13 protein-coding genes and 1 tRNA gene are annotated in these 16,620 nt (G+C 29.5%); 13 read left to right on the forward strand and 1 reads right to left on the reverse strand.

Annotated features, from left to right (window positions below; all coding sequences use genetic code 11):
* Positions 1-53: 53 nt before the first annotated feature.
* On the forward strand, positions 54-953 hold the full coding sequence (locus tag B2P65_RS11590) for an RluA family pseudouridine synthase (protein ID WP_346848399.1): 900 nt from the start codon (positions 54-56) through the stop codon (positions 951-953).
* Positions 954-1,088: 135 nt separating this feature from the next.
* On the opposite strand, the gene B2P65_RS11595 is transcribed toward B2P65_RS11590, so the two are convergent.
* Complete coding sequence (locus B2P65_RS11595; protein ID WP_346880174.1) at positions 1,089-2,384, reverse strand: D-alanyl-D-alanine carboxypeptidase family protein; 1,296 nt, start codon at positions 2,382-2,384, stop codon at positions 1,089-1,091.
* 143 nt (positions 2,385-2,527) lie between these two features.
* Between B2P65_RS11595 and B2P65_RS11600 the strand changes: the two genes are divergently transcribed.
* The 12 genes from B2P65_RS11600 (at position 2,528) to B2P65_RS11655 (ending at position 16,601) form a co-directional block, all read left to right on the forward strand.
* Positions 2,528-3,226, forward strand: a complete 699-nt coding sequence (locus B2P65_RS11600; RefSeq protein ID WP_346848401.1) for a helix-hairpin-helix domain-containing protein — start codon at positions 2,528-2,530, stop codon at positions 3,224-3,226.
* A 108-nt stretch (positions 3,227-3,334) separates the two neighbouring features.
* On the forward strand, positions 3,335-4,363 hold the full coding sequence (gene selD / locus B2P65_RS11605) for a selenide, water dikinase SelD (RefSeq protein WP_084178008.1): 1,029 nt from the start codon (positions 3,335-3,337) through the stop codon (positions 4,361-4,363).
* Positions 4,364-4,411: 48 nt separating this feature from the next.
* Positions 4,412-5,794 carry an L-seryl-tRNA(Sec) selenium transferase gene (gene selA / locus B2P65_RS11610; RefSeq protein WP_346848402.1) on the forward strand — a complete coding sequence of 461 codons (1,383 nt, stop codon included), beginning with the start codon at positions 4,412-4,414 and terminating at the stop codon, positions 5,792-5,794.
* A 76-nt stretch (positions 5,795-5,870) separates the two neighbouring features.
* Positions 5,871-7,778: a selenocysteine-specific translation elongation factor gene (gene selB, locus B2P65_RS11615; protein ID WP_346880175.1), complete on the forward strand. Its 1,908-nt coding sequence runs from the start codon at positions 5,871-5,873 to the stop codon at positions 7,776-7,778.
* A gap of 85 nt (positions 7,779-7,863) precedes the next feature.
* Positions 7,864-7,960: transfer RNA gene (locus tag B2P65_RS11620), tRNA-Sec, on the forward strand.
* Between the two features lie 455 nt (positions 7,961-8,415).
* The gene (locus tag B2P65_RS11625) at positions 8,416-8,637 is read left to right on the forward strand and encodes a Cys-every-fifth RiPP peptide CefA (RefSeq protein WP_346848404.1); all 222 of its coding nucleotides are present in this window, start codon (positions 8,416-8,418) and stop codon (positions 8,635-8,637) included.
* Between the two features lie 195 nt (positions 8,638-8,832).
* Entirely contained in the window at positions 8,833-10,149 is a 1,317-nt protein-coding gene (locus tag B2P65_RS11630) for a Cys-every-fifth radical SAM/SPASM peptide maturase CefB (RefSeq protein ID WP_346848405.1), read from the forward strand.
* A gap of 8 nt (positions 10,150-10,157) precedes the next feature.
* Positions 10,158-11,780, forward strand: a complete 1,623-nt coding sequence (locus B2P65_RS11635) for an ABC transporter ATP-binding protein (RefSeq protein ID WP_346880176.1) — start codon at positions 10,158-10,160, stop codon at positions 11,778-11,780.
* Between the two features lie 515 nt (positions 11,781-12,295).
* Positions 12,296-12,616 (forward strand): PadR family transcriptional regulator, encoded by a 321-nt coding sequence (locus tag B2P65_RS11640; protein ID WP_346848407.1) that lies wholly within the window; start codon positions 12,296-12,298, stop codon positions 12,614-12,616.
* A gap of 20 nt (positions 12,617-12,636) precedes the next feature.
* Positions 12,637-13,260: a DUF2812 domain-containing protein gene (locus B2P65_RS11645; protein WP_346848408.1), complete on the forward strand. Its 624-nt coding sequence runs from the start codon at positions 12,637-12,639 to the stop codon at positions 13,258-13,260.
* A 210-nt stretch (positions 13,261-13,470) separates the two neighbouring features.
* On the forward strand, positions 13,471-13,866 hold the full coding sequence (locus B2P65_RS11650) for a hypothetical protein (RefSeq protein WP_346848409.1): 396 nt from the start codon (positions 13,471-13,473) through the stop codon (positions 13,864-13,866).
* Positions 13,867-14,321: 455 nt separating this feature from the next.
* Entirely contained in the window at positions 14,322-16,601 is a 2,280-nt protein-coding gene (locus B2P65_RS11655) for a bifunctional diguanylate cyclase/phosphodiesterase (RefSeq protein WP_346848410.1), read from the forward strand.
* Positions 16,602-16,620: the final 19 nt, after the last annotated feature.

Genomic DNA, 16,620 nt, shown 5'->3' on the forward strand with positions numbered 1-16,620 from the left:
TAAGCCTCCTACACAAGGAGGCTTAAATATTTATAAATAGAGGTGACTAGAAGATGAGTGTTATTACATATAAGGTAGGAAAAGAAGGCCAGGATGTGAAGATAAGAGACTACATGAAGGAGAATTTAAATCTTTCCGGTAGATTCATTCGTGGTTCCGCTATGGATAGAAGATTAAGAGTAAATGGTAAGGAAGTAAAGCTCAACTATAAACTTCAAGAAGATGATGTTATTGAAGTTACTGTTAATGCAGAGGAAAGCCAAAATATAGAAGGTGAAGATTTAAACATAAAGGTTATTTATGAAGATGATGATCTATTAATAGTTGATAAGCCTCCTTTTATGGTAGTTCACCCAACTAAAAGTCATCCTATGGGAACCTTAGCCAATGGAGTTATTCATCATTTTAGAAGTAATAATGATAATTCAATAGTAAGATTAGTTAGTAGATTAGATAGAGATACTTCTGGACTTATTATGATAGCTAAAAATCAATTTTCTCACATGAATTTAGCAAAATCCATGGAGAAGAATTTAATTAAAAAGTCTTATTTAGCTATAATTCATGGAAACCTTGAAAATCAAGAAGGGACTATAGACTTACCTATAGGAAGACATACAGATGAAACAATAAAAAGAGCAGTTTTGGAAGATGGTCAAAGAAGTATTACTCATTACAAGATAAAAGAAAGCTATAAAGAGGGAACTTTAGTAGAATTGGTCTTGGAGACTGGAAGAACCCATCAAATAAGGGTACACTTAAGCTATGTAGGATGTCCTATATATGGAGAACAACTCTATAGTGATTTTAATGATGAAGAATTAATAAGTCGTCAAGCTCTACATGCTTATGCTCTAACATTGCCACATCCTCGAAGTGGTAAGATTTTAAACTTTGAAAGTACTCTGCCAGAGGATATGACAAAGCTTATACATAACCTTCAATTCAAATAGAAAATTCATAGCCGGAGACCTAGCAGCTCTTTACTCCCACGTTGAAAAAAATAGGAGTATTAGAGTTGGAAGTCATGGAATAAAGAAATGGTGCTTCATTAGTTAATAATGCAGCACCATTTATATTTTGGTAAATTAATATTTATTTTTGTATGAATTATAAGAAGAGAAAAGTTTTTTTCGTTTTTTGGCTAATCTTCTTTTCTTAATAATATATATAATAGCCAATATTAGAAGAATAATTCCTAAAACTATTCCACCTATAATCATAAATAGATTTTTATAGCTTATAGTGTTATCTTTTGTAGTAACTAAATTTCCAACTACAGGAAGCACTTCTTCTTCGTAATCACTACCACTTAAAACCTCACTGCTATAGCTTTGATCATTATAATTAACTGCAACAGTAGTAATAGGCTCACCCTTATTAAAAAATTTATTACTAAGAGTATCCTTATTAATTACTATTGATGGCTTTTCTTTAGAACTATTATCCTTTGTATATAGTATGTTTTTATCAGCCAATAAAGGAATAATCGAACCATTAGTAGTTTCGTAAGTACCTATTTCTTCACCTTTTGAAAAAGCTTTTTCAGTGGAAAAGTTTTTAAAGGCCCAATCAAAAAGTTTAGGAGTTTCATCATAATAGGCTTTATTTTCATCAAATAATATTGCTATTATAAACTTGTTATCCCCTTTACAAGCAGAAGCTACAAAAGAATGACGAGATTCATCAGTATAGCCTGTTTTACCAGCAATGGCATCTGGATAATAGCATTCATAAGCATCGTGAAGTAGTCTATTATCGTTCCAAAGAGGTCTTTTTTCTTTAAAAATATTTGTAGGCTGTAAGAAGGTAGATTTAGTTTTAGATATTTCAATATATTTTTCGTGATTTAATAATTCTTTTTCCATAAGAGCTAAATCATAAGCTGTAGTTCTATGTTTATCATCATAAAGTCCATGAGGATTTACAAAGTTGGTATTTTTACAGCCGAGTTCCTTTGCACGTTGATTCATTAATACGGCAAACTCTTCAATGGAGCCAGAGATATGCTCTGCTAGAGCAGCAGCACAATCATTTGCAGAAACCATTATTACTGAATATAACATTTCTTCTACAGTCATCTTTTCTCCCACATCTACATAGATTTTTGAACCCTCAATGGTAGGAGGAAATTCACCTACAGTTACAACTTCATCTAGATCACAATTTTCTAGAGTTAGAAGTACTGTCATTAGTTTTGTTGTAGATGCTGGTGGATAAGGTTTATTTTCATCTTTACCATAGACCACTGCCCCAGTATTAGCATCCATAACTACCACGCTTTTACCAGTTATTGAAGGTGGGTCTGAGTATGCATATGCATTACCATAACTTAATAGGGTTATAGCAAAAAATGATAATATGATAAATAATAGTTTTTTCATAGAAATCTCCTTACTATACATATTTAATTTTTATCTAGTAACTTTTTTAACACATAATACATAATTATATCAAAAAAAAGTTGGAAGTACGATAATAATTTATAAAAAATATGGATAAGATGTTAATTGAGAGGTGTATTAAAGTGAAATTAAAAGAAAAAATAATTGGAGCATTATCCATATTAATACTTAGTATTATATTTTTGGTAGCAGGATACATAATTAATCACAATAAAGAAGAAGAATATAAAGAGGTATTCCTTGATGAACAACAGTATTTTCAAAGCCAAAATTCAAAAGGTAATGGAGAAAATGAAAATACTGAGAATAAAGATAGTAATAAAGATAGTAATAAAAAAGATAGTGAAAATCAAGAAAATATAAATGATAATAAAATAGTTGTAGATATAAAAGGTGCAGTGAAAGCTCCTAAAGAATATGAATTAAAAGCAGGTTCTAGAGTAAGAGACTTAATTGAAATAGCAGGGGGACTGACACCAGAAGCAGATGAGGAAAAGATATATTTTTCTAAAATACTAGAAGATGAACAATGTATTAAAATATATAAAATAGGCGAAGAAGTATTAGATTCAGAAATTGAAGTTGAAGAACAGCAGGAAAAGGATACAGGAGCTGTAGATTCAAAAGGAAAAATAAATATAAATAAAGCAACGGTGGATGAACTAATGACCATTCCAGGTATTGGTCAAGTAAAAGCTCAAAGTATAGTAGATTACAGAAATGAAAATGGAAAATTTAACTCCGTAGATGAACTGACAAATATAACGGGTATAGGAGTAAAAACCTTAGAGAAATTGAGAGATAAGGTAGACATAAAATGAGTATTAGTATAGAATTATTAAAGAATTAGTATAATTTTTAATACTAAATAAAGTTAAATTTAATAAAAAATAGTGTTTGTTTTTATTATAAAATAAGGAGGTAAAACCATGTCAAAAAGATTAACAGAACTTTCAAAGACCTCTGGATGAGCAGCGAAAATAGGGCCGGAGACCCTTTCAAAAATACTAGACAAATTACCTAAAATGTCAAATGAAAACCTATTAGTAGGAATAGAAACTTCTGATGATGCAGCAGTTTACAAGCTAACAGAGGATATAGCAGCTATTCAAACCTTAGATTTCTTTACACCAGTGGTAGATGATCCTTATACCTTTGGAGCCATAGCAGCTGCAAATTCCCTAAGTGATGTTTATGCCATGGGAGGAAAGCCTACAGTAGCCATGAATATAGTTTGCTTTCCTAATTGCCTTAATATAGATATATTAGGAGAAATTTTAAAAGGTGGCGCTGATAAAGTCATAGAAGCAGGTGCCGTAGTGATTGGTGGACATACTGTTGAAGATGACGAACCTAAGTATGGGTTATCTGTTATGGGAATAGTACATCCTGAAAAGGTCCTTAAAAACCATGGTTGTAAGGTGGGAGACGTACTTATATTAACAAAGCCTATAGGTACAGGAATTGTTAATACAGCTATAAAGGCAGAAATAGCATCCAAGGAAGTATATGATGAAGCTGTAAAGGTTATGAGTACCTTAAATAAATATGCAGGTGAAATTATAGTAGATTACAACATAAATGCATGCACAGATGTTACTGGCTTTGGAATAATGGGTCACGGATATGAGATGGCATCAGCTTCTGATATCACTATAAAGTTATTTAAAGATAAAATTCCAGTGATTAAAGGTGCTAGAGAATATGCAGAGATGGGTTTAGTGCCTGCAGGAACCTATAACAATAAAGGATATTTAGATGGCAAGTATAAATTAGAGGATATTCCAGAATGGTTAGAGGATGCTTTATTTGATCCACAAACCTCAGGAGGTTTATTAATATCTACTCCTCAAGATCAAGTTCAGTCTATGATGGAAAGATTAATGAAGTTAGATATAAAACCTGCTATTATTGGTGAAGTAATTGAAAAGGGTGAAGTACCCCTAGTGGTGGAATAGATAGCCATACATAAGTTGTATCTTATTAAAATGCATGGGAGAAGTAAAATGAATAAGGAATTATTAAGAAAATTACCTAAGATAGATGAACTTTTAAAACTTCAATCAGTAAATAAGTTAATAGAAGAAAATTCTAGAACCATAGTTTTAGAATCCTTAAGGGAAGCCATAGAATTTTATAGAAATGGTATATTAAAAGGCAATATAGATAGTTTAAATACAGAGCAAGTACTAGATTTTGCAGTTCATACTCTAGAAAGCAAAAACAAAATGCACCTAGAAAGGGTGATAAATGCCACAGGAACTGTTATACATACTAATTTAGGTCGTTCACTTTTAGGAAAAAAAGCTATAGAAAATGTGATAACAGTGGCAGGTAGCTATAATAATTTAGAATATGACATAGAAAGCGGGAAAAGAGGTTCTAGATATTCTCACATAGAAGAAATTATTAAAAAGGTTACTGGAGCAGAAGCTGCCATGGTAGTAAATAATAATGCAGCAGCTATAATGTTAGTCCTAGATACCTTAGCAAAGGAAAAGGAAGTCATAGTTTCTAGAGGAGAACTAGTAGAAATAGGTGGCTCCTTTAGAATACCAGAAGTTATGAAGTTTAGTGGAGCTAAGCTAGTGGAAATAGGAACTACAAATAGAACTCATCTATATGATTATGAAAATAATATAAGAGAAAATACAGGAGTACTTTTAAAGGTTCATACCTCTAACTTTAAAGTTTTAGGCTTTACAGAAGGAGTGTCCTTAGAGCAGCTTGTAGAACTGGGAGAAAAGCATGAAATTCCGGTGGTAGAAGATATAGGTAGTGGAGTTCTTATAGACTTTGGTAAATATGGTTTTACCTATGAACCTACCGTGCAAGATAGCATAAAAAAAGGTATTGATGTAGTAACTTTTAGTGGAGATAAAATGCTAGGTGGTCCACAGGCGGGAATCATTGTTGGGAAAAAGAAATATATCGATAGAATGAAAAAGAATCAATTAACTAGGGCCCTAAGAGTTGACAAAATGACTTTAGCAGCCTTAGAAGGTACCTTAAAATATTATATAGATGAAAAAGAAGCTATAGATAACATTCCATCTTTAAATATGATTTTGATGCCTAAGGAAGAAGTTAAGAAAAAATGTATACTTCTAAAGAGAAAGCTACAAAGTAAGACTAAGGACTTTAAATTTTATATAGACAAAGGTGAATCCATGGTAGGTGGAGGGTCTATGCCTACAGAAAAAATTGAAACCTATGTAGTTAAAGTAACCAGTGAAAAATTTTCTCCAGAGGATATGGAGAGAAAACTTAGATTAGGGGAAACTCCACTAATAGCTAGGGTTTACAATGATGAGCTAGTTTTAGATGGAAGAACCTTATTTAAAGAAGATTTTGATGAAATAGTACAGTGTTTTAAGGCTATAGAGTAGATTAGATCAATCAGGTGGGTTACTACCTACCTGCTCTATTATAAAACAGATGCTTTGAAAGGATGAAGTAAAATAGATGAAGCATATAATTATAGGTACTGCTGGACATATTGACCATGGTAAAACTACCTTAATTAAAGCTCTTACAGGAAGGGAAACAGATACTCTACAAGAAGAAAAAAATAGAGGAATATCTATAAATTTAGGATTTACCTATTTTGACTTACCTTCAGGAAGAAGAGCAGGAATAATTGACGTACCAGGTCATGAAAAATTCATTAAAAATATGTTGGCAGGAATAAGTAGTATAGATGTGGTGTTACTTGTAATAGCTGCCGATGAAGGAATAATGCCGCAAACCAGGGAACACTTTGAAATATTAAAACTTTTAAATATAAAAAAAGGCATAGTAGTATTAACCAAGTCAGATTTAGTGGAAGCTGATTGGTTAGATATGATAAAGGAAGACATAAAGGAAGAATTTAAGGATACTTTTTTAGAGGATGCACCTATTCACGCAGTATCCTCTAAGACTAAAATGGGTTTTGAAGAATTAATTGTAGATATAGATAAATTAACAGAAGAAGTAGAAGCAAAGGATACAGAAGGTCATTTTAGATTACCAGTAGATAGATCCTTTAGTATAAGTGGTTTTGGTACAGTGGTAACTGGAACTATAATAAGTGGAAAGGTATCCCTAGGTGATACCGTGGAGATATATCCAGGTAAGGTTAAGGCCAAGGTTAGAGGAATAAGAGTCCATGATGTGCCTTCAGAACTTGGAGAAGCAGGACAGCGTTGTGCCATAAATCTTGCCAATATTAAGGTGTCAGAGGTACAAAGAGGTAATGTGGTAGCTAAGGAAGATATTATGGAGCCCTCTTTAATCATAGATTGTAAGTTGTACCATATAAAAACCGCTGAAAAGTCTATAGTAAATAGACAAAGGGTAAGGCTATATCATGGTACAGAAGAAATAATCTGTAGAATTATACCTTTAGATAAAGAAGAAATTAAACCTGGACAGTGGGCTTACGTTCAACTGAGATTAGAAAAGCCTATTACAGTTCAAAGAAATGACCGCTACATCATAAGAAGCTATTCTCCTATGAATACCATAGCAGGAGGTATAATAATAGAGCCTAATGCTAAAAAATCTAAGAAGGTTACTGCTGAGTATTTAGAAGAATTAAAATTAAAAGAAAGTGGTAAATCTACTAATATTTTAGAAAATACAGTGAAAAATTTAAGCGATACCTATCCAGATTCTTTAGCTATATTAAAGAGTCTTGGTAAAAACATGGATAACATAGAAGAGGAATTAAAAGCTTTAGAAGATCAAGAAACCATAATAAGACTAGGAGGACAGGATAATAGCATATTCATCCATAAAGATTTCTTAAAGGATAAAACAAAAGAATTAAAGGCACTCATAGAAGATTTCCATAAAAAGAATCCATTAAAATTTGGAATGTCTAAGGAAGAAGCTAAAAATAAAATATTTACTAAAAAATTAAAACAAAAGAATTATGATGAGATATTAAACATGTTAGTAGAAAAGAAAACATTAAAAGTAAGTGAAAAGTTTATAGCTTTATATGATTTTAATGTAACCTTGAATAAAGAACAAGAAAGAATGAAAAACTTTATAATAAATGAATATAAAAGGTTAAAGTTTACCCCTCCTAAATATGTAGACTTAGGCCAAGGGGAAAAAGATAGAGCTGGATTTAAGATGGTATATGAACTCCTAATAGATAAGGAAATTTTAATTAAATTAAATGAAGACTGCACTCTTCTTAAGGAAGATTATGAAGAAGCTAAGAATAAGGTAAGAAATTATATCCTTGAAAATGGCTCTATATCAGCAGCTACAGCTAAAGAAATTTTTGAAAGTAACAGAAAATATACCATTGCTATCATGGAACATCTAGATAGTATAAAATTCACTAAACGTGTAGAAAATGATAGAGTAATGTATTAATAGTGAAAAAAATCAAGTATTGATGATTTTAATACTTGATTTTTTATCTATTACATCTTATAATACCAAGTGTAGGAAGTAATATGGGAGTAGATAGGTGCTGGTGTGCCTGCCGGTCTTCAAAACCGAGTTGCCGTGCTAAGACCACGACGGGTGAGTTCGATTCTCACATATTCCCGCCAAAGTAATATAAGGACTTGAAAGTTAGTAATACCAACGGTAAATAACTTTTGGGTCCTTATTTTATGCCTGAAAAACTAGAAATATGTTTGTAGGCTGCGAGAATAAACAGAGTTCTTCGCTTCAGAGGGAGTTTTTACTCCCTCTGAAGGTTACTAACAGAATTCTTAGTATCAGTATTTTCGATACTTAGAATTCGTTGTCCTTTAGGGGAAATCGTTATCCAGGGTCGTAGCCGCTCTTTACTCCCACTTTGAAAAAGATGGGAGTATTAGAGCGGGTAGTCATCGGATAAATTGAAAAATATCGATGAAATTTGTTGTAATAAAAAGTAAAATGTTTTAAAAAAATACAGTGAAAATATTGAAAATAAATAATTCAAATGGTAATATAGGTATATGTAATACGTAACACGTACTACATATACCTATATTTTATTTGGAGGGGAGGAGATTTTATGAAGTATATTGGAAATGCCTATGGCTCAGGTGGAATTAGCCCAATGTGCGCAGTAGATGGATGTCCAGCTAAGGCTTGTGGAGCTGATGGATGTGCAGGTAAATTATGTGGCGGAAACGCATGTGGTGGAAATGCATGTGGAATTGAAGCATGTGCAGTAGATGTTTGTCCTGTAGACGGATGTTGGATCGATATTTTTTCAACTACTGGTGAAAATTAGGAGGTGTTTATATGTTTATTGGAAATTTATATTCAGAGGGAGATCATTACAAGGGAACTATAGAAACAGCTTGTTGGATTGACGGTTGTGGAGCTAAGGTTTGCGGACTTAAGTTCTGGTAAAAAAAATTAAGAGCATTAGAGAGCAAGATTTTACTGTAATCTAATGCTCTACATATTGGAGGGATATTAATTAATGAAGTATTCAAAATTTAATCTTTTAATACCATACAACAAAGAAGAAAATATTTTATTTAATACATTATCAGGAAATAGTTTTTTAGTTGATGATAAGACTATGGGAAAAATGAAAGAAAATGATATGAGTGAAATAGACGAAGAGCTAAAAAAAGAAATGATTGAGAAAAAATTAATAGTACCAGATGAGATAGATGAAAATAGATATTTTGATTTTTATCATAATAAAGCTAAGTATGGGAATAATAATTTATCTTATACAATTTTATTGACATGGGCATGTAATTTGAGATGCGTATATTGTTATGAAGGTGCAGGAGAGGCAAAGAGTAATTCAATGACAATAGAAACAGCTAATTCTATAATAAAACATATAAAAAATGAATCTCTTCAAAGAGGAACAAAAAGTGTAAACATTATACTTTTTGGAGGAGAACCTCTAGTAAATTATAAAGCAGGAGAACACATACTAGAAGAACTTAGCCAATTTTGTAAAGAAAACAATATGACACTTGTAACATCAATTATAACCAATGGTACATTGTTAGACGAAAGAATAGTAGAATCATTAGTTAAATATAATTGTAAGTATGTACAAATAACAATAGATGGAACGAGAGAAATTCATAATACAAGAAGAATAGGAAAAAATGGAGAAGGAACCTTTGATAAAATAATAGAAAGCTTAGAGTTGCTAAAAAAATACAAGGACAAGCTGCATACAGTAATTAGAGTAAATGTAGACAAAACTAATATAAAAGATATGAATGAACTTATGGATTTCTTTCATAGCAAAGGGCTTGATGAATTAAGTATAGATTTTGGAATAGTAAGAGGTGGAACAGATGCATGTTCATCCTATGAAGATAACTGTTATGTAGAGGAAGAATTAGGTGATTTATTAAGCAATTTGTGGACAAAGGCAGGTAAAGTAGGCTTTGATGTTAAGAGAAGACCAATGAGAAAATGGACATACTGTGGACTTAATTGTGATAATAATTTTACCATTGAGCCAAGTGGAGAAATGTATAAGTGCTGGGAACATACTGGTGAAGAAGAACATAGAATTGGTAAGTTAGATGCAGATGGAAATATAAAAGATATAACATATAAATACTTTGAATGGATGACTAGAAATCCACTAAATGTAGAGGAGTGTAGAGATTGTGTATATCTTCCAGCATGTGGAGGTGGATGTGGATCAGTTAGCTATGGAAAAAGTGAGAAGTATGAAGATTCAGGTTGCTTTAAAATAAAGGGGATAGTAGAAGAACAAGTTAAGAGTTACTTTTCAGAAATTATAAATAAGGGTTAGTGAGTTTAATGAAAATATTTCGTTTAATTCAATTTAGTCTATCAAAAAGAAAATCTGAGTTTTTTACATTTTTGATTTTAAGTATTTTATCATGGAGTATTAATATAATAATGCCTTATATTATTGGAGATTATATTGATAATTTAATAAATGTAAAAGCAATGGAAAATATATATCGTTTTACATTAATATCTATTGTACTTACGATTTTTGCAATAATAAGCTCATATCTATCAAACATGAAAAAAGTAAAAATTGTTACTAATATATCTTATGATTTAAAAGAAAAGTTATTATTACAGTTGACGAAAACAAGTCAAATTGAATTAAAGAAAAAAGATGCAGCTTATTTAAGTCAAAGAATCTTTTCAGATACAGAAGAGATATCAAGTTTTTTTATAACTAATTCAATAGGTATAGTAATACAGGTATTAAGTATTATAATTGTAGGATTTATGCTTTTTAAAATAGATTGGTTAATGAGTTTAGTATTAATGATATTTGTTCCTATATATATTATTTCTTATTTAGCATTTAAAAAGCCTTTATATGAGAAAGGATATTCAGTAAAAGAAGAAGAAAATATATTTTTTTCAGATGTAAGTTATAAAATAAGTAATATTTATTTTATTAAGTTAAATTCTTTATATCAAAATATATTAACTGAAGTACGTGAAAAATATGAAAAGTTATATAATATCATTATGAAATTTACTAAACTAGCTTATATTTTTTCATCGTTAGGTTCTACAATAAATAATTTAGCCAAAATAGCACTTATATTTATAGGTGGAGTAAGAATTATAAGTAGTAATTTAACTATTGGAGAATTTACAATAATGAGCAGTTATTTTGCTATTTTTATTGGAGCAGTAAATTACTTTTTAGAATTAGGAAAAACCTATCAAAGTGCTTTAATATGTCTTAATAGAATAGGAGAAGTTAGCACTTTAGAAAAGGAAATCAATGGCAGTGAACTAATAGGACACATTGATGAAATAGAGCTAAAAAATGTTTCTTTTAGCTATAATGGTAATGGAAATGTTTTTAAGCCCATCAGTTATTTATTTGAAAAAGGAAGTATATACTGTATTGTTGGAGAAAATGGAAGTGGAAAAAGTACTTTAATTAATGTCATATTAAATATATATAATAATTATCAGGGCGAAGTATTTATAAATAATAAAAGTATAAAAAATATAGATATGCTTTGTGCTAGAAGAGATTTATTTTCAGTTGCAGAACAAAATCCTGCTTTATTTGAAAGTAATTTGGAGGCAAACTTGAAATATTCAATAGATAATTGTGACCTTGAGCTTTTAAATTATTATGTAGAAGCGTTCAAATTATATAATGGAGAGTCTAGATCAAATTTGAGCGAAAAAAAAGTAAATAAAAAGAATGACACCATATCTGGTGGAGAAAAACAAAAAGTTTCATTAATTAGAGCACTTTTAAAAGATTCGCATTGTCTCATATTAGATGAACCATCAACATATTTAGATGAAGATGGAATGAATGCGTTAAAAAAGATTTTATATGAAGTTAAAGATAATAAGATAGTAATTATAGTTACACACGATGATAAGATAAGAGAAATCGCAGATTATGTTTTTTCTGTTAATAAGTAATATTTTTGAGATTTTTAGATATTAAACCATGACTACAAGTCTAATACTCCCATATTTTTTAAAATGAGAATAAAGAGTTGCTACGTCCGTGGTTAAGTATTTCACTAAGGGACAACAACCTATTAGTATGGAAATATTGATACTGAAAATTCTGTTAGTGAGTATCAAAAATACTGATATTAAGAACTCTGTTAGTAGGTATCAATAATACTGATACTAAGATGTATATTAGCATGTATCACAATAGGATACTAAGAAATCTGTTTATGGTAATATAAATTTTTCACTTGCATTTAATTCAATAGAGTATTAAAATGATGTACTACGTAGAACATATTAAGTAATGTGTAGTACATCTTTTTATTATAGAAAAGTTTACTATAAAAGGATCTAAAGACAACAATAGATCAGTAATACTGGTTGTAGTTTTACTACAATAATACATAACAATAAGTTTAAAGGCAATAACGGAGTAATTAATATTTGGAATTGGAGGTTAATAATAAAAATTAAAGATGGAAGATAAGTATAAACCATTAACAGAATCAACCTATTATGTGATGATAGCATTTCTTTATGAAAAACATGGATATGCTATAAAAATGTTTTTAGAAGATAAAACTCATGGTAGAATTAGTTTAGGACCTGGTACTCTATATGGAATTATAAATAAACTGAATGAAAAGAATTATTTAACGCCTATAGAAGATGATGAGAATGACAAAAGAAACTCTTACGAGTTAACAGATGAGGGAAAAGAAGTACTTAAGAATGAATATGAAAGAATAAAAGAAATCTATACCTTTGGAGAAAGATTTATTGATAAGAAGTTATAAATTTAAAGGGAGGTAAAAAAGTGATTAAAAAATTTAGGCTTTTTTTAGACCCAATTGAAGGTCAGGAAAGGTGGTTAAACAATATTGCAAAACAAGGATACAAACTAAAAAGTGTATCTCAAAGGGGATGTTTATATACATTTTCAAAGGAAAAAGATAACCACTATATTTACACAGTGGAATTAGTTTCCAATCACAGTAATGAGTATATTGACAATTATATAAAAGAACTAAATGATTTTGGAATTAAATGTTTTATAAAGGGAAGTAACCTTGGACAGTATTCTTTTGGAAAGTTTAAACTTAGACCATTTATTAAAGAAAGTAAATCTAGAGTTGCAACTTCTAAAAATATAAATAGGGAATTATTAATTTTGGAAAAACCAAAGGAAAAGGATGAAGATAAATTTGAAATATATACAGATGTAGAGGATATTAATCAATATTACTCTAATATGGTTTCCTTATTTAGATATTTTACATTAATTCCATCATTATTTTTACTTTTAGTTTTATATGATCTTCTATGGAAAGGAAACTATAATACTTTAGAATTAAAGATAATTATTGCAATTGTTTTATTTATATTCACAGTTTTTTGGGGATATAAAAGTTTATATTATAAGAAAAAAGTCCAAAAGTAGAAACCTAATCAGTAAATAGATAAATATATAAATAATTAAATGAAATAACAAGTAAAATATACAGAAAAAGTAAGGTTGGTATTGAAGGTGTACAAAAACAATGATATAATAATTATATTATAATACGAGTGACGTATTACAATATAATTATCAGACAGGAGGTATAGTTAAAATTTTAAGAATATTTGTTTTATTTTTAGGAGGTATATTTTGAAAAAGTTAGTATTATGTTTTTTTATTATTGCATTAACATTTATGTCATTGGTAGCTTGTAATAACTATAGTACAGAGAATTCAAGTTATAAGATTAATAGTGGAGACATAAGTAAAGATAATAATGGGATAAAAGGTTCTTATAAAGAATACAACGGATATTATGAATATAGTGTAAAATTTGAAACGGAAGAAGTGAAATTTCATATTGATTCAGAAACTTTAAATGGTGACATAAATATTAAATTGATAGACAAAGAAAAAAATGAAGTTTTTTCAGTAGAAAAACCAGATGATTTTAAAAAAGATGTGGAGATTAACAAAGATGAAAAATATACTATTGTCATAGAAGGAAAAAATCATGAAGGTGATTTTAATATTAAATGGGAATAGATTAATTAAAATAAATACTTAAAAGGGAGTAAAACTCCATTCCTTTTTTTGTAACGGGGTCAGACCCCCTCTCATTCTATGAGAGGGGGGTCTGACCCCGTTACTTTTTTTGGAATAATCCTTGAAACCCGCATGAACACAACAAATAGTTAACTAGTTAACTATTTATATAGTTTTATAGGTAAATAGGTAACTATAGAAATAGTCATATAGTTACCTATACAAATATTTCTATATTTACATATGATTTCATTGATATATTCATACAATTTTATATTTACATTCACTATATTAACTTCAATGAAATTATAAATGAAAATTTTTATTATATAAATAAAGGATTTTCATCCTAAAAAAAGAATAATAGATATTACATTTAAGAATAGAAAACCTGTATTCTATATGGGAAATAAGTTATATATTATATTTCTACGATTGTAAGGGAGAAATGGATTATGAAGAAAGTTTTGACAGTGGTATTAATAGCAATTTTATATTTATCCTATTTCGGAGCAACCGTTGTAAAATCGAATTTTTTTGGGAACATTTTATCTCCCATTGTAACTTTTATAGCAGCTTATTATGTTTTTAAAGGTTTTTATATGGAGGAGAAAAATAAGACATTAAAAACTTCAGGACTATTTTTGGCTCTAAGTATTTTAAACTGGGCTGTTTGTGATGTTATGTGGGCAGTGGAAGCTATAATTCTGAAAATTAATCCAGAACAAGTTAGTGCTATAGTAAGTGGGTATTTATTAACTAATGTACTGTTACTATGTTCCTTAATTATAGGTGGATATCATCAATTTAAAAAATGGAATGCAACCCAGGTTTTAATAGATACTGTTGCAATAACAATCTGTACTATGACTTTAGTTTGGGTTATATTTTTTAATACTGATATGCAAAATGCAATACTTATGAAAAGTGATTGGATTTTTATGATTTGTGTATTTGTAGACTTTTTAATATTTATATGGGTTGCTAGTTGGTTCTTGTCTATAAGAAAAGGGAAAATACCTTTATATTTAAGGGTTACAGCTGGTTCATATATACTTTATATAGTTTTTGATATTATTTATTATTATGAATATTTTTACAGCCTATATGAGCCGAATTCATTATTAGATGCTGCATATGTAATTGCTTTTGGAGTGGCAGCTATAGGGTCAATTATTAAAATTAAAACTCAACATAAGATAGAACGTACTGAATTCATGAATAGTGGTAGAAATAAAAAGGGGCTTTTATTATTAACTGCTCCAATAATTTTAATCCTATTTAAAGGAGTGCAGTTAGAATATTTATTATTAATGCTTATAGTTATTACCTTTTACTATATACATTCAAATCATGTTCAAACCAATATACTTAAAGAAGAATTATTAAAAAATGAAAAGCAATTAAACTTAAGGTTGGAAAGCAAGGTTCAGGAAAGAACAAAAGAGTTAAATGATTTGATAAATAAAGATGTAGTTACAGGATTACATAGTAGGAGATATTTTCTTCAGCAGATAGATAATAATATTAATAATCTGAAGAAAGATGAAAATATTATTCTTTTTTACATTGATTTAAATAAATATAAAATGCTAAAAACCATGTTTGGTAATTATATTGGGGAAGAAGTATTAGTGGAAATAGGAAAGAGACTTAAAGAGTATGTTTACAGAGAAGAAGATATTTTAGCTTCCTTTGGTGAAGATGTTTTTGTTTTTGCTAAGGAAGGTTCATATACCTATGAAGATGGATTAGAAATGGCTAAAAATCTTATACATGCCTGTAGTGACATATTTACCATTGAAGAGTATGATATACGAGTTACTTTAAATGTAGGAATATCTATATATCCCCTTGATGCAAAAAATAGAGATGAAATGATTAAACATGCAGATATAGCTATGCTACAAGCTAGGCTATTAGGATTTAATAGGGCAATGGTCTTTACCCAAAAACTAGGAGAATTAGCATTTGCTAAAAATGAAATTGAAATTATGCTTAAAAAAGCTGACTTTAATGAAGAATTTCAATTGTATTATCAACCACAAGTCTCCATTGAAGATGAAACAATTATAGGCTTTGAGGCACTTATGCGATGGCAAAGAAATGATGGAAAATTCATTTCTCCTGGTGAATTTATTCCCATTGCAGAGGAAACAGGATTTATAATTCCCATAGGATATTGGGTTATGGAAACTGCCATGGCACAGCTATCCCAGTGGAAGAAAAAAACTAATAAACACCTTAGAATGGCAATTAATGTTTCTGTAAGACAGTTAAAGGATAATAGTTTCATTATAAAATTAAAAGAAATCATGGAAAGATATCATATTACACCTGAAGAAGTAGAAGTTGAAATTACGGAGACTTTAGAATTGGAAGAAGATATAAAAATTAAAGATACATTGCTAAAGATTAATGCAATGGGTATTTCAATAGCTGTTGATGACTTTGGCACTGGATATTCTTCTTTATATTATTTAAAGCAGTTACCAGTAGATAGGATAAAAATAGCCAAACCTTTAATAGACCTAATAGATAAAGATAACTATGATTATGCAATCGTTAAGGCTGTAATTACCGTTGCTAAAGCAATAGGGGTTCCTGTAATAGCTGAAGGGGTTGAAAGAAAGGAACAATTGGAATGTCTAAGAAAATTACAATGTGATGAGATTCAGGGATATTACTTTGCAAAGCCAACGCCAGCTAAAGAAATATATAAAAATTGGTTATAAAACTGAATTACAATTTATT

It is taken from the genome of Clostridium sp. UBA3061 (assembly GCF_002367465.1).
Taxonomy (GTDB): domain Bacteria; phylum Bacillota; class Clostridia; order Clostridiales; family Clostridiaceae; genus Clostridium_J; species Clostridium_J sulfidigenes.

Coding starts and splice junctions, on each gene's coding strand:
- B2P65_RS11635 (WP_346880176.1), top strand. CDS start 10,158: ATGAAAATATTTCGTTTAATTCAATTTAGTCTATCAAAAAGAAAATCT.
- selA (WP_346848402.1), top strand. CDS start 4,412: ATGAATAAGGAATTATTAAGAAAATTACCTAAGATAGATGAACTTTTA.
- B2P65_RS11655 (WP_346848410.1), top strand. CDS start 14,322: ATGAAGAAAGTTTTGACAGTGGTATTAATAGCAATTTTATATTTATCC.
- B2P65_RS11625 (WP_346848404.1), top strand. CDS start 8,416: ATGAAGTATATTGGAAATGCCTATGGCTCAGGTGGAATTAGCCCAATG.
- B2P65_RS11630 (WP_346848405.1), top strand. CDS start 8,833: ATGAAGTATTCAAAATTTAATCTTTTAATACCATACAACAAAGAAGAA.
- B2P65_RS11640 (WP_346848407.1), top strand. CDS start 12,296: ATGGAAGATAAGTATAAACCATTAACAGAATCAACCTATTATGTGATG.
- B2P65_RS11590 (WP_346848399.1), top strand. CDS start 54: ATGAGTGTTATTACATATAAGGTAGGAAAAGAAGGCCAGGATGTGAAG.
- selB (WP_346880175.1), top strand. CDS start 5,871: ATGAAGCATATAATTATAGGTACTGCTGGACATATTGACCATGGTAAA.
- B2P65_RS11595 (WP_346880174.1), bottom strand. CDS start 2,384: ATGAAAAAACTATTATTTATCATATTATCATTTTTTGCTATAACCCTA.